Origin of the sequence: Paenibacillus sp. FSL K6-2862 (assembly GCF_038005125.1) — a bacterium.
GTDB classification, from domain to species: Bacteria; Bacillota; Bacilli; order Paenibacillales; family Paenibacillaceae; genus Paenibacillus; species Paenibacillus illinoisensis_A.
Genome location: NZ_JBBOSN010000001.1, coordinates 4,003,102 through 4,028,321, shown reverse-complemented (window position 1 = coordinate 4,028,321; position 25,220 = coordinate 4,003,102). Strand labels below are relative to the sequence as shown.

The window sequence follows — 25,220 nt, the reverse complement described above, 5'->3', positions numbered from 1 at the left end:
ATGGAACCATTTACAATCTTATCCGTCATCGTCGTTACGCTGCTTATGGCATTCCAGGTGAATTTTTATTTCAATTCGGTACTCGGCAAATCCAGGCAAAAGCCGCACAGAGTGGTCTATTTTGCCTTGTTTATTGTCTTATGTTTTTTCTATTTGGCCTCTACATTGCCTTCGGTCATCTCGTCGTTGGTTGTGTTAATATTTATCTTCAGTTTGGCTCAATCCTATGACGTGGAGTTGAAGCTAAAACTGGTTTTCACGGTCCTATATGCCGTACTGGTCACCATGGTGAATTATATTGCTGTATATATTATGAGTGTCTGGGACGCTACGGATTACACCACATGGGATCACTTCAACGAGGGTTATCATGGGGTGTTCTACAAGGTGATGCTGCTTGGCTGCAGTCTCATGTTTATTGTCATTCAGGTCGTTCGTCTTATTGCCAAACGCAGAAGTTTCGCCCTGCACTATCGGTATTATCTTTTATTTCTCATTGTACCGATCATTACGTTATATCAGATTAATGTGGCTTCGAACTACAGTGAGAAAAACATCTTTTATATCATTTCCGTGATGGGCTCGCTGTTTCTCAATGTGTTCATTGTCTATGTATTCGATAATATGGTGGAGAAGGTTCAGCTTGCGAATGAGAATGCCCAGCTGCAGCGTCAGATGGATTATCAGGATGCCAACTACGAGAAGACAGTGCACAGTTTCAAAAATGTGAAAGGCATCATCCATGATATTCATCAGCAATTTTTGTACATTGAAGAATGTATCAAGCAAAACAAACATGAAGCGGCTTCTGATCATATAAAGCTTACCTTGAATAAGATTGAAGGCGTGTACCAGCGGGTAAACTCCGGCAATCTCGTGATCGATGCGCTTGTCACCAATACCATTTCCGTAGGACAGGCAAACGGAATCAAGATTGACGCCCGCATTCAGCTTCATTCTCAACAGGTTCATATCGATCGTTATGATCTCTGTGTTGTACTTGGGAATATGCTGGATAATGCAGTCGAGGCTTCCAAAAAAGTCAGACAGGCTGAAGACAGATATATCCTGATCGCCATTCATTCTACTGCATCTGCGATTGTCATCCAGGTGCTGAATCATGCAGAGCAATCACTAACCCATATGAAGAGTGAGAAGCCCAATCCGGAGTTTCACGGAATTGGCCTTACGAATATATCAAGGATGTGCGAAAAGTACGGTGGGCATATGACGATTGAACATCATCAGCGGACATTCAATAACATGGTTGTGCTGCCCTTTGAAGTCAACAGTCTCTGAACATGCCGTTCAGGGATTGTTTTTTTCCATTCAGGGTTTGTTCACGTTCAGAGTGTCTCTTCCCAGATATGATGAATTCATCTTATCGAAAGTACTGAGGGAGGAAGCTGAGGATGAAGAAACTGTTCAGTGTGTTATTTACAGCTGTGCTTGTGATTGCTCCGATGACAGACGTCAAGGCAGAGGCGAATAAGAGCACTTCAATTGAAAAGCAGGTAGAACAAATGGCCACAAATCTGGTGCAAAATTATGGAGTCACAAGTCTGCAATATGCCATTAGGGATCAAGGGGAAATCATATTGTCGGGCAGTACTGGCTTTCACGACAAAGCATCGCAGACACCAGTCACCAGGGAAAGCATGTACGGCATTGGCTCGGTGAGCAAGATGGTTGTCACCGCAGCCACCATGATGCTGGTGGATTCCGGGAAAGTAGATCTGGATGAGCCTCTTACTACCTATATTCAGGACTTTGAGATGGCGGATGCCAGGTACACCCAAATTACCCCGCGGATGCTGATGAATCATTCATCTGGTCTCTACGGTTCACATTACGGGAACAGCATGCTGTTTGACGACAATGATATGCGCAACCACGATGAACTATTGCTCAAACTCAAAACCGAAAAGTTAAAATCGAAACCTGGTTCATATTCCGTTTATTGTAACGATGGCTTTCAATTGCTTGAGATCCTGGTTGAACGCGTGAGTGGTTTAAGCTACAGCGATTATGTCGCCAAGTTTATCAGCAATCCATTACAGCTGGAATCAACCAAAACACCGCAGGATTCATTCGATAGAGATCAATTATCTGAAGCGTATTGGCCCACGATTGAAACCAAAATGCCAGTTGAAAATGCGAACATTCTCGGTACAGGTGGAATATACTCCACATCCGAAGAATTGACCGAATTTGCTGAAGTATTGATGGGTAACAGACCGGACATTTTGTCCGAATCCTCGGTCAAGTCCATGCAAAATCATGAATATCGACAAGGAATATGGGTCTCGGATGAGCGGAATACGTTCAATTACGGCCTGGGATGGGATGCTGTGGATCTTGCTCCATTTAGCGATTATGGCATTACTGCACTTGCCAAAGGCGGAGACACCATGATGTATCATGCATCACTAATTACTATACCTGAACATGATATTTCAATGGCCGTTCTGTCCTCAGGTGGGTCCTCCATCTACAATCAGATGTTTGCGAGCAAAGTACTGCTGGAGGTATTGGAGGATCAGGGTGTCATCGAGGAAATCAAGGAAGATCAGACATTCTCCCCACCCGTAAAAGTAAAGATGCCTACGGAGCTCAATGCGTATTCGGGTCTATACGGTACAGTAGGTACAACACTGGATATTCAGGTCAAGAACGACGAAATCACTCTGCCAGCTTTGCAGGGCGGAATCATTCCAGAGCAGACGTATGTCTACACTGGAGAGGGGCAATTCACAAGTACGGATGGAAGTGTGAAGGCCAGTTTCGTGAAGGAACAAAACGGGAAAGTGTATGTTAAGGTGCAGGCAGTGATATCATTGCCGGGTCTAGGTCAAACGGTGATGAACACGTATGATTATCAAAAATTGGATCCCAACCCTTTGAACACAGCCACAGAAAAGAGATGGACAGATCGCAGCGGCTCCAAATATTACGCGTTAGATGAAAAAATCACATCGATTTTTTATCTGCTTCCTTCGATGCTAATCAAAAATCTGAGCGTTGATACGGAGAGTGGTTATGCAAACGGCACTCAAATTGTAGATTCAGACCATGCAGTGAATGTTGCAGAGATTCCCGTGATGAACGGTAGAGATGCTTTCGATCTGCAATTTTACACCAAGAATAATGCTGAGATTTTGATTCAGGACGGACAGGAATATATTGCAGAGGATGCGATTACACCAATCTTTGGCGGTAAGACAGGAAAGGCCACCATCCCGGCGAGCGGTCAAGCCCGCTGGTATGCTATCGATTCTCGTTCTGCGAACAAATCATTGACGGTAGATTCGCCGGAAGGCGGCGGTTACGCTGTATATAATGAGCAGGGCGAAGTGGTTCACTTTTCCGTTGCCACCGATCAACAATCCATTGAGCTTCCCAAAGCTGGCTTTATCGTTTTTGGTGGTGAAGCTGGAGATGTCTTCAAGATCCATTTAAAGTAAACACAGTCCACATCAAACGAGTTTAGTAGAGATAACAGATCACGAGCACAGGCTGCCCGAGGTCTGTTATTTTTTATGGGACAAATAATGGAATAAACAGGAAGGTTTTCTGAAATAAAGAGAGAAAGTAGTGAAATGGTGTTTTGTTTTGGATAGTCTAATTCAAAGGAGACCTGCTGACAGATGAAAAATGAAGAACGGTTTTCAAACCGGGTTGATTCCTATACGAACTACCGCCCGAGTTATCCCAAAGAGGCCATTGATTATCTATACAACTCCGTTGGTTTGCATTCGAACAGTAAGATCGCAGATATCGGTGCAGGTACAGGGATCTTCTCGAAATTGCTTCTGGAACGTGGAAGCTATGTTACAGCCGTGGAGCCGAATCAGGCCATGCGCGCAGCCGCCGAGCAGATGCTAGAGAATGAACCGAACTTTCAGACGATATCAGGCTCTGCAGAATCTACAGGGTTACCTGATCGTTCGGTGGAATTTATTGTGTGCGCACAGGCGTTTCACTGGTTTGACCGCTTGGCAGCACAGACCGAGTTTAGGCGGATTTTACAGCCTGGAGGTAAAGTGGTATTAATCTGGAATTCCCGTCTTACTAGCGGTAACTCCTTTCGTGTAGAATACGATCAGCTGCTGCATGCGTATGGTACCGATTATGAAAAAGTGAATCATAAAAACATTTCTGAGTCTGTGCTTCATTCCTTTTTCAGGGAAGGCACGATGCAGAAAGCGAACTTTCAGATGAGTCAGGAGTTCGACTTCGAGGGCTTGAAAGGCAGATTGCAATCATCTTCCTACAGTCCTGTGCCCGGGCATCCCAATTATACTCCGATGATGACTGAGCTTCAGAATATATTTGATCGAAATAAACGGGAGGGTACTGTTCTTTTTGATTATGAAACGGAGATATTCTGGGGAGAAGTGTGATCAGGTCGGTGTGTTCATAAGAACTGACAAAACTGAAATTAGAGGTGTGGTCCATGAGCAGAAAAATGGCAATACATTCCTTACTTGTGCTTGGAGCGATTTTTATTATCACTGCAGCTATTCCTCTATTTTTTAATTTTCCATATCGTGATGGATCTCATTCGGGCCCTTCAAACGTATGGGAACTTGTTCAAATGTTTACTTATGACTCATGGGCATGGCTGTTAGCAATTGGTCTCCTTCTTACGGCAGCTTCTGTTTTCGGGCTTCGGCGATGAGTATATATCTTACATGTAGATGATAGCGTTCATTTAAAAAATAATCTGCAGCCGATCACAGAGACCCTGAGAACGGCTGTTTTTGTAGTGAGATATCGGAAGAACAGCGGGATGCATCGCATAGGATGTTTGACGAAACAAGCCTTCATGAAGATGTGTCTCTTAATCTTTCTGCAGCAATAAAGGTTCGATCGCTAGCGCTATACGAATTCGTAGACTTTCTGCGGGATCTTTGAGTTTCACATCCAGGAGTCTTTCACACTTTTCCAATCTGTACACCACCGTATTCCGATGCACGAAGAGCTGTTTGGATGTTTCGACAAACTGGCATTGTGTTTCGTAAAATGCGTTCAAGGTACGAAGCAGTTCTTTTCTTTCGGATTCGTCGGCGATTTGCAATAATCCATCTAGAGTCGATTCGTAAAATTGTTTTAGCTCGTCTTGGGGAAGCATATGGAATAAATATCCGATATCCTTGGCTTGGTAGGATTGGACAAATTGTTTGCGTTTAAAACGATAGCCGAATTGCAGCGCATTGACTGCTTCTGTGTAAGAATGGCGAACGCCGAGCACATTCATTGCAGGTTTGCCGATGCCAACCGACATGCTCATTCCATTCTCCTGATGGAGGTGTTTAAGCATTCCAGTGAGATGCTCGGTGAGCTTCGCCTCGTCCCAGCCTGAGTCCGGGATGGATAGCAAAATGCAGTAGGTATCATGTTTGGTAAACATGGTAAAAGGATGCTCAAGCGTACCGAAATGACGTTTGATGTGCTCGTATTGCTCCTCTTGTTCAGTCAAGTTGCCTCCCTTTAGTGCCGCCGCCTCATCATTACGAATAGCCAGCACGACACATGAATAACCCTTTCTAAGCCCGTATCTCTTGCCGCGGTTCAGCGCTTCCTGCTCGAAAGTGATATAACCCTCGATCAAATCGGAAAAAAACTCGTTTTTGTGCCTGCGGGAACGTTCCTTGACTGCTTGGGATTTGGTTAGCTCCATTCCAATGACGTAGATAACAAATAGCCTTCGTGACGATACGTTTTTACCGGATATACTAGCATGCAGCTGCGTTCCCGAAGGGATGAGTCGATTAAGCACAATGAAGTCGGGCTGGAGGTGTCGGACAATCCGTGAAGTGCACTAACTGCAGCTGCAGTAAGCTCAGTAATATTTGCATTTTGATTGGTGGAAGCAATGGTTTTCCATTTGTTGTTTAACAGGATGACTGGGGATGAGAGCAGTTTGGACAAGGACTGGATAATGCCTGAAATTCCTTTGCCGCGCATAATCATTTCGGAGAATTTTTTGTGAATGCTAAGTGCATATTGGAGTTCGTCGCTCTTATTGTTCAGAATAACACTGGTCGATCGTTGCAAAATCTCACCAAGGGATAGACATACATCGGAAATTTCAATGATAGGAAATTCGATACGGTTGGCTTCATGTAATATTTCATCAGGGATCGGAAGTTCAAAACGCTTGGTTTTGATGGCCAAACCGGAGCAGCGAAGCCGCTGCATGTCCCTGATCAGGTGAATGAACACTTCAGGTTGCTGTTTCATGAAATAGCCGTTGGTCAGCAAGAGCTCGTTTGGCCTCAAAAACCGTATGATATCTGGACAGTCCATAATGTTAACGGTTTGAACCTCGCGCGTAAGACCCTTGTGCCCAGTAATCACTCTGGCATCATCATAAATGCCGTTATTGAGCAAATCTATCAGCAGCACATCGACCCATCCCTTTCTGGAACAAGTTAAACTTTTGTTAAGTAATATAACATTAAGGTCCTTTCGAGTAAATATCTTTGGCTTGTTCGTCCAATAATCCAAATTATTTTTATCTTTATCATCCAATGACTTCCCCCTGCAGAGTGGAATATGCTTGAATTGTTTTTAACGTGTAACAAAAGCGTACATGATCGGAGGGCTGTCATGGTTGATTTGCTTATCACCGATACCGTGTTATCCAAGGATGGAAGCAGAATGGATGTGGGGGTATCCTCTGGTAAAATTGCATTTATCTTACCAACCGGTGAAGGGATATCGGAAGCGATGAATGTCGTTCAACCCAAAGGAGGCTTGCTGCTGCCCGGCTTTGTCGAGCCGCATATTCACTTGGAAAAAGCCTATTTACTGGATGTCATGGATCGGGATGCAGATTCTCTCCAAGACGCAATTCAGATAACGGCTAAACTGAAAAGTTCTTTTACAGACGAGGACATGAACAAGCGCTCGCTTGCTGTCATTCGTCAAGCTGTCCGCAACGGTGTTACCCATATGCGCTGCCATGCCGAGGTTGATCCGATTCTTGGTCTCAAGGCTATGGAGTCGGCTCTCCATCTGAAACAATCTATAAGAGGTCAACTGGATTTGCAGGTGGTTGCCTTTCCACAAGAAGGCGTATTCAGAAGTCCTGGGACTGAAGAGTTAATGGAGGAAGCACTGCGTATGGGGGCTGACGTCGTCGGAGGAATCACTTATCAGGATGAATGCCTGGAAGATCACTTGGATTTTGCATTTGGTCTGGCAGAAAAATACGGAAAACCGCTGGATTTTCATACGGATTTTTCGGACAATCCCAAGGACCGTGCCATTGCGAACATAGCCAGAAGAACACTCATCACAGGAATGCAGGGACAGGTATCTGCCGGACATGTAACCTCGCTCGGTTCTCTGCCTGAGCATGAAGCCATGGATATCGCGGAACTTCTGCATCGTGCAGGGATCAGCGTCATTACGCTGCCGATGACCGACCTGTTTTTGAATGGTCGGGGAGATGCGGAAGGGCCGCGCAGAGGCTTGGCGCCAGTGAAATTGCTGCAGGAATGCAGTGTGAATGTAGCAATTGGCGTCAATAATGTCCGCAACGCGTTTACACCGTTTGGCAAAGCGGATCCGTTAGAGGTTGCCTGGCTTCTGGCCGTAACTTCGTATATGGGCGGGGAACGGGATGCCCTTGCGTTGATCAGGATGCTGACGTATAACGCAGCTCAGGCTTTGGGTATTAAAAATTATGGAATGAAGGTAGGCGTTCCGGCAGATATGGTGTTGTTCCGGGAACGATCCGAAAGGGATGTGCTGCTGGATAAGCCGGAAACGCGAATCGTTTGGAAATCGGGTGTGCAGGTGGGCAATATGATTCATAAGCAATAGAATGGCTGCGCAAATCAAAAGCTATGGATACTATTGGAACACGACTGAAGGGGATGAAGCTATGGAGAAACAGTTAACCATCGTTAAAAACGTCAAATGGGCAGATGATCTGTTCAATCTAACGATTGATCGAACGACGGGAACGATCATCAGCATTGAAGCAGCCGCAACCGATGCGGAGTTTGCATCTGAAGGTACCAGCCATCAAGAGGTAAATGTCTTCGAAGCGGGAGGTTTGCATTACGTTCCGCCCATGGCAGATATGCATATCCACCTGGACAAACATTTTCTTGGCGAGCCGTGGAAGACACTGCAGCCCTTTGTCACCCTGCCTGGCCAATTGGAATTCGAGAAACGTATGCTGGGAGAACTTCCGACCGGAGCAGGAGAACGTGCTAAACGGTTGTTGGATTTGATGCTCGCCCAAGGTACGGCCAAGATCCGAACGCACGTTGACGTTGATCCGCAAATCGGCCTCTCGCATCTTGAGGAGATATTGGAAGTTCGCGAATTATATCGGGGCCGCATGGATATGGAGATCGTTGCGTTTCCTCAACAAGGACTACTTCGATCCGAATCTGTAGCCGTCATGCGGCAAGCGCTCCGCGCTGGAGCCGACTATGTAGGTGGTGTGGATCCGGCCGGGCTGGACCGCCGAGTGGACGCCAGCCTGGAAGCGATGTTTGAGCTGGGGGCAGAATTTGCTGCGGGAATCGACTTGCATCTGCATGACCCGGATCACCTCGGAACATACACAATTGATCGTTTCGCTGATTTAACGGAACAAGCAGGCATGTCCGGCCGCACTTCAGTGAGCCACGCTTATTGTTTGGGTCAGGTTAGTGAAGCAGAGGTACGTTCATTGGCAGAAAAGCTGTGTGCGAACGGCGTATCCATTATGACGAGTGCACCTATCGATAGACCTATGCCGCCCATTAAACTATTGCTGGAAGCGGGAGTAGCTGTACATGTCGGTTCAGATAATATTCTGGATTCGTGGAGTCCGTTCGGCAATGGCGACATGCTCTCACGTGGGTCACGTCTCGCTGAAGCATCCGGTTGGGTAGAAGACTACTGGTTGCTTGAGACGTACAAGCTTATTTCCAATGTGACGTTAATTCCAAAAGTGGGTGAACGCGGTAATTTCTCATTAGTAAATGCGCTGAATGCGATGCATGCGCTGGCAGCGGCACCTCCACGAGAAGCGGTATTCTCGGGAGGTGTACTTGTTGGAGGCCGTGCGTTCCCGACCAGCAGGCACATGGCAGAGATCCATTCATAACTATTTTTTGCTAGGAGTAAAAAGCAGCGCGTCCTTTGTCGACGCGTTGCTTTTTTTTGTTTGCGAGAGTAGAGCGTATAAAAAACTAGATATTTTTCGTGGTCACGTAACTATTATTGACACGGATACCGGGATAGAGATTTCCTTTTGGTGGATCAGTCCAAGATTCGTTGAATTTTTTAGACGATTACACCAATGACTAGGGGGTGTTTACAGCGTATTATTCTTGTAAGAAGAAAATAACGTTAGATAAACTTACACGAAGGAGAAAAGGAGGGATATATTTGATTTACGACACCAAGTATCGTTACGTAGAAAAGGGGGAGAAGGGCATGCGTCGTAGTACCTTTGCATATCGCATCCAAAACATAAAAAGGCATTGGTTGCTAATGGTCATGATCCTGCCAGGTATCATCTATCTGTTCATCAACAACTACTTGCCGATGCTTGGCATTATCATTGCATTTAAAAATGTTAATTTCGCAAAGGGAATATGGGGAAGCGACTGGGTAGGCCTTGATAACTTCGCCTACTTGTTCCAAACGCAGGATGCCTGGGTGATTACCCGAAACACATTATTGTACAATGGCGCGTTTATCGTGCTCGGAACGATACTCTCTATTGCCGTAGCGGTGTTGCTAAACGAAGTAAGAAAAAGATTCGTCTCCCGCTTGTATCAGAGCATTATTTTACTCCCTTACCTCATCTCTATGGTTATAGTCGCTTATTTGGTACTAGCCTTGCTAAACGAGGAGAATGGGTTCGTCAACCATTACGTGCTTCCTTGGCTGGGGATCGATTCGGTGTCGTGGTATGCAGACGCAGGGAAATGGCCTTACATATTAAGTATTGTGTACTTGTGGAAAAATGTTGGTTATACCTGCATCGTCTATCTGGCCTCCATCGTAGGCATCAGCCAGGAGTATTACGAATCGGCTACGCTGGACGGAGCTTCCAGGTGGAGACAAGTTTGGAGCATCACCCTTCCTCTGATTAAACCCACAATGGTCATTCTGGTTCTCCTTTCGGTTGGACGCATCTTCAATTCCGATTTTGGACTGTTCTATCAGGTCCCGTTGAATTCAGGTGCACTGCAAACCACTACGGATGTCATTGACACTTATGTTTACCGCGGATTGATGACTTTCGGGGACTTCGGAATGTCATCCGCAGCAGGACTGTACCAGTCCATCGTCGGTTTTGTATTAGTCTTGACGACCAATGCGTTTGTTCGCCGAAAAGACAAGGATCTGGCTCTGTTTTAGTAAAAGGGGGTGGCCAACTTGTATTCAAATCGAGTGTATCAAATAACTGTTCACTTCGTGCTCATCGCGATGGCAATTGCTGCAGCATTTCCGTTTCTGCTCCTCATATCCGCTTCGCTTACCGAGGAACAAGCCATCATTAGAAATGGATATAGCTTGATTCCGGATCAATTCAGTTTCGATGCTTATGTGTACTTGTTCGATCAGTATTCATTGATTCTGCGCTCGTACGGAATAACCACGTTCATCACGATTGTGGGAACTATTCTTGGCCTTCTGATTACAACCCTCATCGCTTATCCATTATCGAGAAATGTGCTTCCGTTTCGTTCGTTCCTGTCCTTCTTTGTATTTTTCACTCTGCTTTTCAATGGCGGGCTCGTGCCCATGTACCTGGTGTATACGGACCTCTTTCATTTGAAAGATACCATCTGGTCCTTGATCATTCCGAATTTACTGACTAATGGTTTCTACATTTTATTGATGCGCAGCTTCTTCTCCACGTCAATTCCCGGTGAAGTTGTAGAGTCGGCTTACGTGGATGGCGCGAGTGAATGGGTCATTTATTGCAAAATTGTTCTCCCGCTAGCGCTCCCCAGTCTAGCAACGATTGGTCTGATGCTCATGATTTCGTACTGGAACGATTGGTTTAACGGTCTGATCTTCATCAATGACGGAAGCCTGTACAGTATTCAGAACCTGCTTAACCGCATGTTGTCCGATGTTCAGTATTTGCAGCAGAACAGTTTGTCCGGCCAGACGGCTGTCGCTTCATCCGTACCTCTTGCAAGCGTGAGAATGGCTATTGCCGTCATCGGTGTACTGCCGCTTATCGCAGCATATCCGTTTTTCCAGAAGTTCTTCGTTAAAGGGTTGACCATTGGTGCTGTAAAAGGCTAACAGCGCTCGGCATCCAATAGGTTGTTCCAATAGCAAACATGGGGGAGTGAAGTAAGATGTTTACAAAGAAAAGGTTTGTAGGTTTCACGCTGGTGATTTCCTTGTTTGGTGTTTTAGTAACAGCATGCGGAAATTCGGGCAGCGAGGAAGATGCGGTACGCGGAAATGGCGCAGAAACCGGCTTGTACGAAGTGGTCATGACGTATCCGGCTTTTGGCGACGTGACGGATGTCAAGGAGGTTCAAGATGCCATTAGTGAAATTACAGCTGAGAAAGTAGGTGCAACGGTAAAGCTCCTGCCTGTGAATGGCTCCAATTATGCGAATCAGATGAACTTGATGCTGGCTGGCAGCGACAAACTGGATCTGGTGTATACCAGTGTGTGGTTCGGTCTGGAGTCTCAGATCAGTAGGGGGCAGCTGCTGCCTATGGACGAACATTTGAACGAATTTGGCCAAAAGATTCTGGAGACCATTCCGGGAGAAGCGGTGGAAGCCGGAAGAATGAATGGTGAAACCTATGGCGTTCCAAGCATCAAAGCCTGGGCACTATCTCCAAGTTTTGTGATGAGCAAGGAGCTGGCTGATAAGCACGGTATCGACCTTGCGTCCATAAAGACATGGAGTGATATCTCGGGTGTGCTGCAACGTATCAAGGATGAGGAGCCGGGAGTCACACCAATCGTCAGCTATACCTCGCAGGAAACTCCCGGACAGGCCATGCTGAATTTCGATCCATTGGGAACAGCGCCTGGCGTACTGGATTTCAATGGAACGGATTATACCGTGCAGAATCTCTTTGCCACCGAACGCTTCTCAACGATGGCCGATCTGATGCGCGAATGGTACGAGAAAAGTTATTTCAGCAAAGATGTTGCAACATCCCAGGAAACGGGATCCAACCTGATTAAGGCGGGCAAAGCCTTCTCCTATATCCGGAATATCAATGAGTGTTACTCGGAATCACTGGCGGCAGGGACAGAGCTTGCATGTGTTCCCCTGGAGGATTCCTATATGACGCGAAATAGCGTTGCTTCCAACATGATGTCTTTGGCAAGAAACAGTGAACAGCCGGATAAGGCAATTCAGGTTTTGGAACTGTTTTACTCGGACGAAGCAGTCATTAATCTGTTCACGAATGGCATCGAGGGCAAGCACTATGTTAAACAGAGCGATGGCCTCATTGCCAAGCCGGACGGTGTGAGCTCATCAGGATATGATTCCAATCAATACGCAGTTGGCAACAATTTTCTATCCTATATCTGGGAAGGGAATGACCCTGATATGTGGGAGGTGTTAAAGAGTGAAAATGAAAGTGCCGTAAAATCAAGGGCGATGGGATTCAGCTTCGATATCAATCCGGTCAAAACGCAAATTACATCGGTAACCAATGTGCAGAATCAGTATGACGCTGGATTTCAGACAGGAACGTTTGACCCGGCAGAATTGCCGGCGTATATCCAAAAATTAAAGAGTGCAGGCGTTGACAAAATATTGGCAGAAAAGCAAAACCAGCTAAACCAATGGCTTGAAAACAAATAAAAGGAGCTGATCATATATGTTTAATCCCGTTATTGATGTGCATCATCATATCATTTCTAGAGAAATGCAAAGGAAACAGAAGGAGCTGGGCATGGAGATTCCGAGTTTTATGCCGAAGTGGACGCCCGAGATTGGACTTGAGAAAATGGGTGTAGCCGACATTTCGTTTTCGTTTCTTTCGGCCCCGTCAGATCTGACATTCATTGACCAGCCATCTGCCAATACGCTTGCGCGGAAAATGAATGAAGAGCTTGCTTCGTATGCTCAGCAGTATCCAGAAAAGTATGGTGCATTTGCTACGCTGCCGCTCCCGAATCCTGAAGCTGCCCTGGAAGAAACCATATATGCGCTAGATATTCTTGGACTGGATGGAGTTGCAATGCTCTCTAGCTATCAAGGGAAATATTTAAGTCATCCAGATTACGCTGAACTGCTGAGCGAGTTGGATCGACGTAGTGCGGTTGTGTTTCTTCACCCGATTCTCATTCCCCAGAAAATTGCCGGACTGAGTCCTGCGCTGCTAGAAGGAACCTTTGATACGACCCGTGCTGTCACTACGATGGCGGTTCATCGCATTTTCGACCAATACCCTTCAATTAGGTTTATTCTTCCTCATACAGGAGGCATGGTTCCGTACATCAAGTGGAGGATTGCCCTTGCTGCCATAGGGCAGGATTCCATCCAAGTGGAGGCGACACCGGAACTATTTGAAGCCGAAATGGCCAAACTGGACCATCTCTACTATGATTCCACGCTGAACCTCGGCACAATCCAAAAGTTAATTGGGCCGGATCGGATTCTATTTGGTGCGGATATTCCCTGGCCGGCAGACAGCGTACTACGCATGCAGCGGGAGTCGGTACTCCATGAAGCCGTGCAAATTAGCGAAGATAATATGAAGGCAATTGCTTACGGCAACGCATTTCGTCTCTTTCCCCGCATAAGTAAGTTTTACGAAAAAGTGACACTGAACTAACTTCAGGACAACTCTAAATTATATCATACAAAGGTAAAGGGCAGTTACCGGTTGGTAGCTGTTCTTTTTTTGTTAAGTTAACGTGCTGAAGTTACGAGTATTTTTCTTACTGATGGAGGTTTACATCGAATAAATAATTCATATGACAATGCAAATGACTCATGTTAGATTCTCCTTGTGTGTGTGGTTTTGTGTTGACTTCATTCTGAAGATTTAGTCATCAAAAAAACATATACAAACTCCCTATCGAAACGTATGCATTCTGCCGATAATGATGGTGCATATATTTTTACTTCAGGAGGAATCATCGATGAAAAAAACGGTCATCTTGTTAACAAGTCTAGCGCTAATGTTAGGCACCGCTGCTGGCACAGCTTCAGCTAAACCGGGAAACACTCCACCCGGAAAGCCAAGTAAAGAAGTATCATCAAAATCACCTAAGGACAAGGAGCGGCAAGTGGAGGAAAAACAGACCGAAGAAATGGATCCTTCTGAAACGGCTAGTACGGAAGAAGATGAAGTGAAAGAGCCTTCAGTATCAAAGGCAGAGAATACAGAGAGCCCTACAACCGATTCATCAGAACCCGGTAAAAAAGGACCCAAAGGATACAAAGGGTTGTTAAAAGCCATTCAAAATGTAAAAGACAAGCCCGCGGGTGCCGTTTTGGCCGATATTTTGCTCACAAAATATGCAGCTGAATTGACGGAGGAACAGAAAAAAGAACTGGAAGCTATCATGGAAGAGGATAAGGCATTGGAAACCGCAGCAGAGATGCTTGAGAATAATGGTAGTGTGACGGATGCTGTGTATTTGCAGGAAGAAGCGATAAAATCTAATTTCAAAAATCTCGATCTGTACAAAACATTGGGGAAACTGAATGAAAAGGCGGGTAAGAAGAATGGAGTGAAGTTGTATGTGAATGGGGAAGGGACAGATGCTGAACCGTTCATCAAAAAAGGTAACACATTCGTTCCTTTTCGCGCCATTGCCGAGACTTTGAACGCCGAAGTCACCTGGAACCCTGAAGAACGCTCCATAACTGTCACCAAGGATGGAGTAAGCATTAAACTTGTGGTTGACAGTAAGACCGCAACTGTCAATGGTCAAAACGTATCATTGGATGCGCCAGCCACCATCACCAAAGGGAGTACTTATGTGCCTGTTCGTTTTATAAGTGAGGCGTTGAGAGCAACTGTCCTGTGGGAAGAGCAAAGCAGAACCGTTGTAGTCTATGAAGAATAGATAGGGTAGGGAGAGAACGATTAGCATACAATCGGAGCACATCTAGGATAAGAAGCCGCCATGAGGCGGCTTTTTTGCGTTTTTCCCACACACTACATCCATGTAACCTAATCATTCAAACTTGGATGGAGGCACGTTATAGTATTTTTTGAAAGCTTTCGAGAAGGTAAACGGATCCGGATAGCCCAGGAAGCCGGCGATTTGTTGAATTGTATACTTTTTCTCGTAGAGATAATCCCTGGCGCGATTCATTTTGATCTGGGAAATGTACTGACCCGGGGTGATCCCGACGGTTTTCTTGAAATAGGAAATAAAATATTTCTCAGAGATTCCAGTCATGGCTGCGAGATCGTTCATTCGGATCGGACGGTGCAGGTTCGCATCGACATATTGAAATACATCTTGTAATACTTCCAAGCTGCCTTCGGATTTTCTCGGTTTTTTACCGTTCAGGAATTGACCCACATAGGCGCCCTGGCCGTGAAGCTCGAGAATCTTTGCAATTACGGCGAGAAGAGAGGCTTTTAAGTAGAGTTGGTTCCCTGACGTGCCGTTCTCCTGTTTTAATCGACGAAATGCTCTGGTGAACAGCATGGTTTCCTCCTGAATCAGGTTGCCCGGCACAATTCCCGGAAGTTGAAAACCGCCCAGAATTCGCTGCTGCTCCCCGATGCCAAAATCGAAATGGATGTATATGAATCGGCAAACGTCCTCGGACGTCGAGGCGATATAGGGCATATCCGGATAAAAGAATATGGCATCTCCCGGGACTGCTGTATATTCGAACCCATCGATTATTATCTTGACGGAGCCCTCCTGAATGAACCAAAGATCGTAATCAGGATGCGATTTGTGTTCAGTCCAGTCTTGATCGTGAGTTTGTTCTAGGTAGGAGCTCATCCGGAGATGAATATATTCCGAAAGTTCGTTAAGGATGCTCATGTTCAGTCTGTTTTCACTCATCCGATTTCCTCATCCGCCTTTACCACCTGACATCTTTAAAATTAATTCATTATATCAAAGGTTTTACACGTTGTTAAATATCGTACGATATGACATGTATTGAAAACTATTGCACATTCCGATTATTAGCCACTCTTCTATAATGAACTTATATCACATGAGGAGGGTAATTCATGAACACTACGAAAATGCCGCATCCTAAGGTTGTCGTTATTGGAGCAGGGAGTCTATTTTTTGGTCGTCAGTCCATATGGCAGATGGTTCATTCCCCTTACTTGAACCAGGGGACGCTTGCTCTGGTCGATACGGACGAAGAGCGGCTGACAAAAATGGTGAAACTTGCGGAAATGGTTGCTCGGGAGAACCATGTATCCTTGAAGATTGAGGGCTCGATAGACCGAAGACAGGTGCTTCCAGGGGCCGACTTCGTTGTACTCAGCTTCGCAGAGCAATCGGTGAAATATCGGGGGATTGATTCCGAGGTATCGTTGAAATATGGCATCCGTATGTGCTCAGGGGATACGATCGGGCCAGGAGGAATTTTCCGTGCGATGCGGGAATTGCCGATCATTATGGAATGCGCCAAAGACATTGAGGAGCTCTGTCCCGATGCTTGGGTGATTAACTATATCAATCCGTCTACCGTCCACGGTATAGCGTTGCACCGTTATGCACCGAAGCTGAAATCGTTTGCGCTTTGTGACAGTCATCATATGCCTCATAAGAAAGCTTATTATGCTGTGCGAGCAGGGATCATCGGCGATAGAAAAGAGTTCACTGAGGAAATCGATCGGAAGTTTGATTTCCGCATTGCCGGGGTCAATCATTTCACGTGGCTCCTAAAAGCGGAGTTCGAAGGCAAGGACGTCATGCCGACGATTGCGGAGGCTATGCGGAAATCGGCCGGTGAGGAGAACAACGGTGGCGATCAAGGTGCCAAAGCTCTCCATAACGATGCCATTACGTATGAATTGTACGATATTTTTGGATATATCCCTACATGTACTGCACATACGAAGGAGTATGTCCGTTATTGGCAAGGTCATGGTAAATCGTCGGATCGTATCCCGCCGTTATCGATCTGGGAGACAGAGGACCGTTATCAGCGTCACGACGAGATGTGGAACCAAGTGGACGGTTTCCTTTCGGGGGACATTCCTATTGCCGATTACATGAGTACCTTCGCCCCGGATCATGCAACAGACATTATTGAAAATATGGTGGGCAATCTGGGGAAACGCTTCTTCGTGAATACGCTCAACAATGGGGCAGTGACAAATATGAATGATGATTCGTTCCTGGAGCTGTTATGTGATGTAAGCATGGAGGGAGCGAAGCCGGTTCATGTTGGTGAGATGCCGAGAGGAATTCGAGGGATGCAGGAGCTTGTACTGGATACCCATGAGCTTACGGCAGAGGCCGTTGTGGAGCAGAGCTTCGAGAAGCTAAGAAGAGCGATGTTGACGGATCCGCTTGTCAGTTCCATCGGTGATGCGGATCAGATCATCAAAGATCTTCTGGAATTGGAACGTGAGATGATCCCAAGTGTCTGGTATTCGGATGGACTGATCAAAATCTGATTTTGGATAAGTCAATCAACGTTGCGTTTATTAATGGTAGGATGACTCGAACAGCCGAAGAAGCCGCTACATGTAGCGGCTTTTTTTGGCTGTGGTCTGATTCTGGGGCATAGGGATTCTATGTACTTTTTAAGTAATTAATAGATGATTGTTCATACTTCTTTCCTGTTCAACATTAATATCCCAATGTTATGGGATTGTAGACTTATCGTACTCTTTTATAATGAAATGAGCAGATGAGAAAATGAGGTGTCCGGCATTACGGTGGGAGCACTGTTTGCTCAAGAAATGTTGGGAACGGGTCAACCGCGTCTGGCGTGACATTATTGTTCGCAGGCTTGCTGGCTGCATATTCGTCGGCTGACTCTAGGATTCTTCTTGTTCTGGCCTTGGCTCTACTTGGACTGGGATGGAATTTCGGTCTAATCAGTGGAACTGCGTTATTGTGCATGCAACTCCTCCATACTGTCGTGCGAAAACACAAGGGAAGGTGGATGTGCTAATTGCTCTGGCAGGGGCCACAGGAGGCGTCATGTCGGGAATGGTTATGGCACAAACAAGCTATGCCACACTTTCATTATTAGGTGGGGGGGTATCTCTACTCCTTATTCCTGTAATCGTTTGGTCTCGTACTAAACAAAAACACTAATATTGGGTTATGTTATGAAACCGACTTATCATCCTTAATCAGGAAATTAGTCGGTTTTTGCTGTTACACTACCTTTGTTTATTTGACTAAGTCAATTAAAATGGATATGATGTATTTAGTTGACTTAGTCAAATAATATTCACTATAAGCAGGAGGTCACCATGAATTTACCAACATCAGTTATTCCAATCATTCGCCAATTTAACCGATACTACACCAAGGTGCTGGGTTTGCTGGATAAGCACCTGCTTGATAGCGAGTTCTCTCTATCGGAGGTCCGGGTCCTTTATGAAATTGGTCAATCCGAAGAATGCAAGGCAAGCATGCTCATTGAGCAGCTAGGACTCGATCCGGGCTATTTGAGCCGAATGTTAAAACGGTTTGAAAAAATGGGATTGACCTACCGCGTGCAGTCCAAGGAGGACGGAAGATCGTCCTTGCTGTATTTATCGGAGCTCGGTGAAGAAAAGTTGTCCCACTTGAATGAATTATCCGATGAACAGATACACAATATGATTGTTGATTTGCCTGAACAGAGTCAGTTAAGTATTGCCAAAAGCATGACCACAATTCAGAACAAGTTATCCGGCAATTCAGAAGATCGGAGCATAGAGGTCCGGACTGAATTGAAACCAGGTGACGTTGGAGCATTGATTCATCTTCACGGCTGGGTATACGCCAAGGAGTGCGGCTATAATCATATATTTGAAGGGTATGTCTGCAAAACGTTCTATGATTTGCTCCAGACGTACAATCCGGATAAGGACCGGTTCTGGATATCCGAATGCGATAATGAAATCGTTGGCTGTATCGCGGTTATTGAGCATCCGGGCCAAAGAGCCCAGATCCGGTGGTTTATTCTGCATCCGGACTACAGAGGTATGGGTATTGGCAAGAAACTCATTCGTGAAGCCATGGCTTATTGTAAACAGAAGGGATACTCCAATGTTTTTCTGGAAACGACGGAGGACCAAAAAACAGCTATAGCCATGTATACCAAGCAAGGTTTTGTCAAAATTAAAGAACAACAGAACGATGCCTGGGGAGTCCGCCATATCGAACAAACCTATGAGCTTGAGCTTTAAGCGAAATAGCCGCTGAATACAGCGGCTATTTCTGTTTGTATAGAACATAATGCTGATGAAGTCATGGGAGATTTTAATTCAGGTAAGCACTGTAGATTTCAGTCATCATTGTCTTTCTTACGGCATGTATACACGAAGACAGGTGGGAAATTCCAGGTGACAAATTGGGTGTTCTCAATAATCAGCTCTTCAGCCAGTAGTTGCTTCATATGAAGTGAGTACTGATATAAGACCAACATGCCTCCTGGCCGGAGAGCTTGTGATATTTGAGCAAGAATGTGATCTCTCATTGTCTTGGAAAAATTAAAAAAAGGTAATCCGCAAATAATGCAATCCAACTGTTGGATCTGCTCCTGATTCATTTTCTTGACTAAAGAGGAGGCATCGGAAGCAAGCTTGAAATGAGGGTATTCCTTTTTTAGAGCTTTCCGCATTCTTCGGTCTCTTTCAAATAAAAGTACTGCTGCAGAGCTCGGTAAATTAGCTTCCATGATGCGTGTTATAGCACCCGTTCCTGCCCCAAGCTCTGCTATGGCTCGAACATCCTTCCAATACACAGACTGAACAATTTTACGTGCCAGAAATGCTGAACTGGGGAAGATGCTTCCCACTCTTTTCGGATTCTTGAGGAAAGCTAGCAGAAAAAGAAGAAAGTTGGGTATTTTCAATCATTAATCCTCCATTGTTGTAAAATCTACCGGATGCCGGTAGGCAGCCTTAGCCGAAACTTAAACACATTATCCTCATGCTGGAGGGTTAGGGTGCCATGATGCAGCTCTGCAATATTTCTCGCAATCGAAAGGCCGAGCCCAGATCCCGATTGAATGCCTTCGCTGCTTCTTGAATAATCCACCTTATAAAACCGGTCAAACAGCTTGTCCATCTGTTCTGCCGTTAGGGGAGTTCCTTTATTTTCAACTTCAATGATTACATGTTCAGGCTGCATGGTCATCCGGATATGAATCGTACCCGGTTTGAAGGAATACTTCAGGGCATTCATCAACAGATTATCGATGGCACGAGCCATTTTATCACTGTCGATATAGGTCATCATTGGTGAATCACCGATATCTTTCTCGATGTGGATGCCATTTTCCATGGCGAGAGGTTCAAATTCGAATAACATCTGGTCTAATAGTTGAAATAGATCAATTTTTCTCAGATCCAATTGGGTATCGACGGAGGTAAGGCGAGTATACTCAAATAGATCATCCAACAATTTTTTCAAGTGCGTCGCTTTGTTATAGGTGTTCTCTACGAATCGTGTATATTCCGCCTCGTCTTGAAAGGAATTGGTTCGCAGAAGTTCAATATAGCCAATAATACTCGTAAGAGGCGTACGCAGGTCATGCGAGATGCCTGTGATTAAGTCCATTTTGGATTTTTCCAATTCACGTTCTTTCATAATCTGTTGCTGCAGCTGCTCCGTCATAAGATTAATGTTGGTAGCGACCCGTCCCAATTCGTCTTGACGATTAACGGCTACCCGATAATCCAGATGCCCCTCCGATATGAATTGAAGACCTTGTTCCAAGGAGACCAGATCTCTGCCAATTTTTCGCGTGGCAATCAAAAAAGTGAATGTAAAGATCAATATAAAAATAGGCGTAATGAAATAAGGGAAAAAGGTAAGAAGCCAGTGCCATTCTAATCCATCACTGATTTTGGAAACCGTCATAATAAGAACATTATTCACGCACACCGAACCAACTATTGAAATAACAAAACTGATCACCAATCGATTGAGGATGTGAAGCTGTATCTTTTTCGTTTGCTTGGATTGCGGTTTAGTCAACTTTGTAACCTACTCCCCATACCGTTTTAATATATTGAGGCTCTCTTGGGTTCGCTTCCAGCTTCTCGCGCAGATTACGAATGTGGACCATAACGGTATTATCCGAATACCCGTAAGGTTCTTTCCACACGGTTTCGTATATCTTCTCGGAGCTGAATACCTGTCCGGGGTGGCTGGCAAGCAGCTCAAGGATCGAAAACTCCAGCGGCGTTAGCGAAATTTCATTTTCTTTCAACTTCACGGAATGTTTACTTTTATCGATGACAAGATCTTTGATAAGGATCAGAGAATTGTATTCTGCTTTTCCAATCAGGGTTTGACGCCGCAGCTGGGCCCTGACACGAGCGAGCAATTCCAATGGATTAAATGGTTTAACCATATAGTCGTCAGCTCCGGTAGTCAGGCCAGTGATTTTATCAATATCTTCTTCTTTGGCCGACAGCATGATGATCGGAGTGTTGGATACTTCGCGAATTTTAAGACAGGCTTGAATTCCGTCCAAGACGGGCATCATCACATCCAGAATGACGAGTTGAACCGATGTTGTTTTTATAATTTGAAGTGCTTCCAGACCATCGGCTGCTTCAATGACGTGATATCCTTCGTTACGTAAATAGACATGAATGACATCGCGGATATCGGGTTCATCATCGACAACAAGTACGGTGTTCATAAATCTAGCTCCTTTTTAAGTCCAGTCTATAAATCAATATAATGAATTTGTGACATCTATTAGTGTAATCCATCGTCCAGAATGTTTAAATTGTTTCCTTTTTGCGACAGACATAAACAAACGCAGGAGGCATATTCAAAGGCACGATATCGATGTTCTCGATGACAAAATGTTTGGAAAGTGTCTTCTTCATCTGAAGTGAATATTGAAAGGCGATGAATAAACCTCCAGGTTTGAGAGCCAGATCGATTTGGTCTACGAACGTGTTTCGGAGCTCAGGTTCAAAATTGAAAAACGGCAATCCGCTAAAGATACAATCGAGTTGCTGAATGCCTTCTTGCTTCATCGAATCTACTAATTGAGCAGCATTCGGATAGAAGGAGAATTTGGGAAATGCCTTTTGTAAATTGGTCCTCATCATCTGATTCGACTCAAACACGATTACGTTGGTAGAATCCTGTACCTGTTTTTCAATATAACGGGTGATGGCCCCTGTGCCTGCTCCGAGCTCAGCGATGGCCTGGAATTCAGGCCAGGGTGCATGACTAACCATTTTGCTCGCCAGAAAACGAGAGCTTGGTATGACACTACCTACATGTTTGGGATTCTTTACAAAGCTTTTCAAAAACAAAATTGTCTCATTGGAATTCATGAATTAAGTTCCTCCATGGGTTTCATATCGAATTTTGCAAATACAAGACGGACTCAAAAGCGTAATAACTGAAGCACAGACAGAAGGGGATCTCCAAAGTAGATGCCTGCAGCAAAATACGTTAAGGTCCAGAGTAGAGCACTGGAATAGGATATCATTGCAAATCTTCTGAAATGTACTCCGCTCAGCCCGATCACCAGAGGAAGAACATATCGTACGACTGGAATAAACAAACCGATCGACATCGCCCAATGGCCCCGTTGATTCAGCATTCGTTCGGCTTTGATAAAATGTTTATTATGTTGAAATCGGCGTAGGTTCTTCGCGCCGTACAATTTACCTGCAGCATAGGCGACAGTGATCGCTGTTAAAAGTCCGGATAAAATACAGAAGTAAGTGATTCCGGCATCGATTGCACCGGTGTGGCTCAGGATGGCCCCGCTGATAATCGTGATCTCATTCGGAATGGGAATTCCGAACGGCCAAGGGAGAAGGCAAAATAAAAAATCAGATATCCATACTGATGAAGCAGCTCTAAGATTGTATTACTGACCATGGTTTTACCTCCTCGCTTGTCGATAGCAAAATCATAATGAAATAAACTAAGGAATTCATGAGTATATTTCTAAAGAAAATCTAAAGATTATTTAAATAAGCCAACAACATATCTTCATTCAACCTAAAAAGCCTTGCCAAAAGGTTGGCAAGACTTTTAATAGAAACGTTCGTCATGGAGTAATTCTCGCAATTGGTATGCTGCTGCATATGCTTCGTGTACGAGCTGGATGTATTCTTCCTTGTATTCGTAGGATACCGATTGGATTAGCTCGATGTTCCTGATCAATTCTTCCAAAGCAATAACCACATCATTCGTTAAACCTCCAAGCCATCTCCAATTGGCGCTGTCGTCCTTATGCGTCTGTGTCACCAGTTCCTGGAATTGATCCAATTCTTCCGAAATAAGGTGTACAGTACTTTCCAAAGCCGCGATATCCCTAACCATGCGCCAAGTCACCAAACCGCATAATAAAACGAAAAAACATGTGAATATTATAGGAAATAGGTAGGCGAGAAATAGCTGAAATTGTTGCAAAAGCCAATAATCCTTCAATGTCTACATCACTCCGAAAAAAGTTGAATGGTATGTTTAATTGGTAAATAGTCATGGCAATGATAGAGCAAAACTCTGAATATATGGGTAGGATATTTCTAAAGAATTTCTAAGTATGACGGGATATACCCGAGATTGGGACAAATTTTTACGTCGAAGATTCCATAGAGAATATTGTTCTTTATTTTCCATTTTTGTGTTATTCTGTTGATGATAGGCGACCATTTCATTGGTGTGATCGATATAGAAGGGAGGGATATCTTCTCGATTCATTCAATTGGTATAAAGAGAGTAACGGCACTGCTTGTAAAAATGAAAAATAAGCGGAGGTTTGGTTATGCTCAAACAAATGAAGAAATATGGCGTTTGCAGTTTGGCACTTGTATTGTTTGCGGCTGCGGCATTGACCGGGTGGAGTACTAAAGCAGCGGCAGCGGATTTCAGATCATTGAACGCTTCACAGATCGTATCGGAGATGGGTGCAGGATGGAATCTGGGGAACCAGCTTGAAGCAACAGTGAATGGCGTCCCTAGTGAAACGGCTTGGGGCAATCCTGTCGTTACTCCAGAGTTGATTAAAAAGGTAAAGGCAGCAGGTTTCAAGACAATCCGCATTCCTGTATCCTATTTCAATCATATTGGAAGCGCTCCCAATTACACGATTAACGCTGCGTGGTTGAATCGAGTCCAAACCGTGGTTGATTATGCATATAATGAAGGTTTATATGTCGTCATTAACATTCATGGAGATGGGTATAATTCCATACCGGGCGGATGGCTTCTTGTGAATGGCAGCAATCAGGCTGCAATTAAAGAGAAATACCAAAAGGTGTGGCAGCAGATTGCTACCAAGTTCAGCAATTATAATGAGCGTCTCATTTTCGAATCGATGAACGAAGTGTTCGACGGAAATTACGGCAATCCGAATGCGGCATACTATGCTAACTTGAACGCCTATAATCAAATTTTTGTGGACACGGTCCGGCAGACTGGGGGCAACAACAACGCCAGATGGTTACTGATTCCAGGCTGGAACACGAATATTGACTATACCGTTGGCAACTATGGCTTTGCTCTTCCAACAGATCATTTCAGATCCTCGGCAATCCCGAGCTCTCAGAAGAGAATTATGATCTCTGCACATTACTACTCACCGTGGGATTTTGCTGGTGAGGAGAACGGAAATATAACGCAGTGGGGCGCAGCGGCAACAAATCCTTCGAAGAAATCAACCTGGGGTCAGGAAGACTATCTGAATGCACAGTTCAAATCGATGTACGATAAGTTTGTAACACAGGGCTATCCGGTTGTCATTGGAGAATTCGGATCCATCGACAAAACGACGTATGACTCCACCAATAACGTTTATCGTCAAGCTTATGCCAAGGCGGTAACGGCAACTGCCAAGAAGTACGGGGCCGTGCCGGTGTATTGGGACAATGGCCATAACGGTCAGCATGGTTTCGCTTTGTTTAACCGCTCAAACAACACGGTTACCCAGCAAGGGATTATTAATGCCATCATGCAAGGTATGCAGTGATCTAATCATGCGTTTAATTCGTACGAAAGGCATGTCCTCTCACAAGAAAGGACATGCCTTTTTTTATCTATGACTCGTTCGGTATCGTTCAAACACAAATACCATGTTGCCAAATGAATTTTACATAAG

General features: G+C 44.9%; 23 protein-coding genes and 1 pseudogene. 14 read left to right on the top strand and 10 right to left on the bottom strand.

Translation table 11 applies throughout. The annotated features are described in order from the left end of the window. The 3 genes from MHB82_RS18020 to MHB82_RS18010 all read left to right on the top strand — a co-directional run bounded on the left by MHB82_RS18020 (nt 1) and on the right by MHB82_RS18010 (nt 4,403). A complete protein-coding gene (locus MHB82_RS18020) occupies nt 1-1,299 on the top strand; it encodes a GHKL domain-containing protein (protein WP_341175505.1) in 1,299 nt (432 codons plus the stop codon). Between the two features lie 113 nt (nt 1,300-1,412). After that, the gene (locus MHB82_RS18015) at nt 1,413-3,464 is read left to right on the top strand and encodes a serine hydrolase domain-containing protein (protein ID WP_341175504.1); all 2,052 of its coding nucleotides are present in this window, start codon (nt 1,413-1,415) and stop codon (nt 3,462-3,464) included. A gap of 183 nt (nt 3,465-3,647) precedes the next feature. Beyond that, nucleotides 3,648-4,403 (top strand): class I SAM-dependent methyltransferase, encoded by a 756-nt coding sequence (locus MHB82_RS18010; RefSeq protein ID WP_341175503.1) that lies wholly within the window; start codon nt 3,648-3,650, stop codon nt 4,401-4,403. 440 nt (nt 4,404-4,843) lie between these two features. On the opposite strand, the gene MHB82_RS18005 is transcribed toward MHB82_RS18010, so the two are convergent. Further along, complete coding sequence (locus MHB82_RS18005; RefSeq protein ID WP_341175502.1) at nt 4,844-5,683, bottom strand: PucR family transcriptional regulator; 840 nt, start codon at nt 5,681-5,683, stop codon at nt 4,844-4,846. Beyond that, a complete protein-coding gene (locus tag MHB82_RS18000; RefSeq protein ID WP_341175501.1) occupies nt 5,674-6,411 on the bottom strand; it encodes a PucR family transcriptional regulator ligand-binding domain-containing protein in 738 nt (245 codons plus the stop codon). Before MHB82_RS18000 ends, MHB82_RS18005 begins: the two co-directional genes overlap by 10 nt. Nucleotides 6,412-6,615: 204 nt before the next feature. On the opposite strand from MHB82_RS18000, the gene MHB82_RS17995 reads away from it, so the two are divergent. The 7 genes from MHB82_RS17995 to MHB82_RS17965 all read left to right on the top strand — a co-directional run bounded on the left by MHB82_RS17995 (nt 6,616) and on the right by MHB82_RS17965 (nt 15,043). Further along, nucleotides 6,616-7,836, top strand: a complete 1,221-nt coding sequence (locus tag MHB82_RS17995; RefSeq protein WP_341175500.1) for an amidohydrolase family protein — start codon at nt 6,616-6,618, stop codon at nt 7,834-7,836. Between the two features lies 1 nt (nt 7,837). Next, the gene (locus MHB82_RS17990) at nt 7,838-9,118 is read left to right on the top strand and encodes an amidohydrolase family protein (RefSeq protein WP_341175499.1); all 1,281 of its coding nucleotides are present in this window, start codon (nt 7,838-7,840) and stop codon (nt 9,116-9,118) included. A gap of 332 nt (nt 9,119-9,450) precedes the next feature. Then, on the top strand, nt 9,451-10,383 hold the full coding sequence (locus tag MHB82_RS17985) for an ABC transporter permease (RefSeq protein WP_341176660.1): 933 nt from the start codon (nt 9,451-9,453) through the stop codon (nt 10,381-10,383). Between the two features lie 18 nt (nt 10,384-10,401). Then, a complete protein-coding gene (locus MHB82_RS17980) occupies nt 10,402-11,283 on the top strand; it encodes a carbohydrate ABC transporter permease (RefSeq protein WP_341175498.1) in 882 nt (293 codons plus the stop codon). A 56-nt stretch (nt 11,284-11,339) separates the two neighbouring features. Beyond that, a complete protein-coding gene (locus tag MHB82_RS17975) occupies nt 11,340-12,824 on the top strand; it encodes an ABC transporter substrate-binding protein (protein WP_341175497.1) in 1,485 nt (494 codons plus the stop codon). A gap of 16 nt (nt 12,825-12,840) precedes the next feature. Further along, nucleotides 12,841-13,800, top strand: a complete 960-nt coding sequence (locus MHB82_RS17970) for an amidohydrolase family protein (RefSeq protein WP_341175496.1) — start codon at nt 12,841-12,843, stop codon at nt 13,798-13,800. A 310-nt stretch (nt 13,801-14,110) separates the two neighbouring features. Next, the gene (locus tag MHB82_RS17965) at nt 14,111-15,043 is read left to right on the top strand and encodes a copper amine oxidase N-terminal domain-containing protein (protein WP_095357479.1); all 933 of its coding nucleotides are present in this window, start codon (nt 14,111-14,113) and stop codon (nt 15,041-15,043) included. A 111-nt stretch (nt 15,044-15,154) separates the two neighbouring features. Here MHB82_RS17965 and MHB82_RS17960 read toward each other — a convergent pair whose 3' ends face one another. Next, nucleotides 15,155-16,006 (bottom strand): AraC family transcriptional regulator, encoded by an 852-nt coding sequence (locus tag MHB82_RS17960; RefSeq protein ID WP_341175495.1) that lies wholly within the window; start codon nt 16,004-16,006, stop codon nt 15,155-15,157. Between the two features lie 173 nt (nt 16,007-16,179). Here MHB82_RS17960 and MHB82_RS17955 point away from each other — a divergent pair, with 173 nt between their 5' ends. From MHB82_RS17955 to MHB82_RS17945, 3 genes and pseudogenes are all read left to right on the top strand, one after another. After that, the gene (locus MHB82_RS17955) at nt 16,180-17,586 is read left to right on the top strand and encodes a family 4 glycosyl hydrolase (RefSeq protein WP_341175494.1); all 1,407 of its coding nucleotides are present in this window, start codon (nt 16,180-16,182) and stop codon (nt 17,584-17,586) included. Between the two features lie 302 nt (nt 17,587-17,888). Next, nucleotides 17,889-18,235, top strand: a pseudogene (locus tag MHB82_RS17950) (MFS transporter); the annotation flags it as partial. Nucleotides 18,236-18,396: 161 nt separating this feature from the next. Beyond that, nucleotides 18,397-19,320 (top strand): bifunctional helix-turn-helix transcriptional regulator/GNAT family N-acetyltransferase, encoded by a 924-nt coding sequence (locus MHB82_RS17945; RefSeq protein WP_095357482.1) that lies wholly within the window; start codon nt 18,397-18,399, stop codon nt 19,318-19,320. A 98-nt stretch (nt 19,321-19,418) separates the two neighbouring features. On the opposite strand, the gene MHB82_RS17940 is transcribed toward MHB82_RS17945, so the two are convergent. The 7 genes from MHB82_RS17940 to MHB82_RS17910 all read right to left on the bottom strand — a co-directional run bounded on the left by MHB82_RS17940 (nt 19,419) and on the right by MHB82_RS17910 (nt 23,443). Next, the gene (locus tag MHB82_RS17940; protein WP_341176659.1) at nt 19,419-19,931 is read right to left on the bottom strand and encodes a class I SAM-dependent methyltransferase; all 513 of its coding nucleotides are present in this window, start codon (nt 19,929-19,931) and stop codon (nt 19,419-19,421) included. A gap of 83 nt (nt 19,932-20,014) precedes the next feature. Then, nucleotides 20,015-21,115: a sensor histidine kinase gene (locus MHB82_RS17935; protein WP_258377886.1), complete on the bottom strand. Its 1,101-nt coding sequence runs from the start codon at nt 21,113-21,115 to the stop codon at nt 20,015-20,017. Continuing rightward, nucleotides 21,108-21,788, bottom strand: a complete 681-nt coding sequence (locus MHB82_RS17930; RefSeq protein WP_095357484.1) for a response regulator transcription factor — start codon at nt 21,786-21,788, stop codon at nt 21,108-21,110. The genes MHB82_RS17935 and MHB82_RS17930 overlap by 8 nt, the downstream gene beginning before the upstream one ends. An 85-nt stretch (nt 21,789-21,873) precedes the next feature. Continuing rightward, on the bottom strand, nt 21,874-22,440 hold the full coding sequence (locus tag MHB82_RS17925) for a class I SAM-dependent methyltransferase (protein WP_341175493.1): 567 nt from the start codon (nt 22,438-22,440) through the stop codon (nt 21,874-21,876). 53 nt (nt 22,441-22,493) lie between these two features. Next, nucleotides 22,494-22,853 (bottom strand): DedA family protein, encoded by a 360-nt coding sequence (locus MHB82_RS17920; protein WP_341176658.1) that lies wholly within the window; start codon nt 22,851-22,853, stop codon nt 22,494-22,496. A 14-nt stretch (nt 22,854-22,867) separates the two neighbouring features. Continuing rightward, nucleotides 22,868-22,996, bottom strand: coding sequence for a hypothetical protein (locus MHB82_RS17915; RefSeq protein ID WP_341175492.1), 129 nt, complete (start codon nt 22,994-22,996; stop codon nt 22,868-22,870). A 156-nt stretch (nt 22,997-23,152) separates the two neighbouring features. Further along, nucleotides 23,153-23,443 carry a hypothetical protein gene (locus MHB82_RS17910; protein ID WP_095357487.1) on the bottom strand — a complete coding sequence of 97 codons (291 nt, stop codon included), beginning with the start codon at nt 23,441-23,443 and terminating at the stop codon, nt 23,153-23,155. Between the two features lie 445 nt (nt 23,444-23,888). Between MHB82_RS17910 and MHB82_RS17905 the strand changes: the two genes are divergently transcribed. Next, nucleotides 23,889-25,091: a glycoside hydrolase family 5 protein gene (locus tag MHB82_RS17905; protein WP_341175491.1), complete on the top strand. Its 1,203-nt coding sequence runs from the start codon at nt 23,889-23,891 to the stop codon at nt 25,089-25,091. Nucleotides 25,092-25,220: the final 129 nt, after the last annotated feature.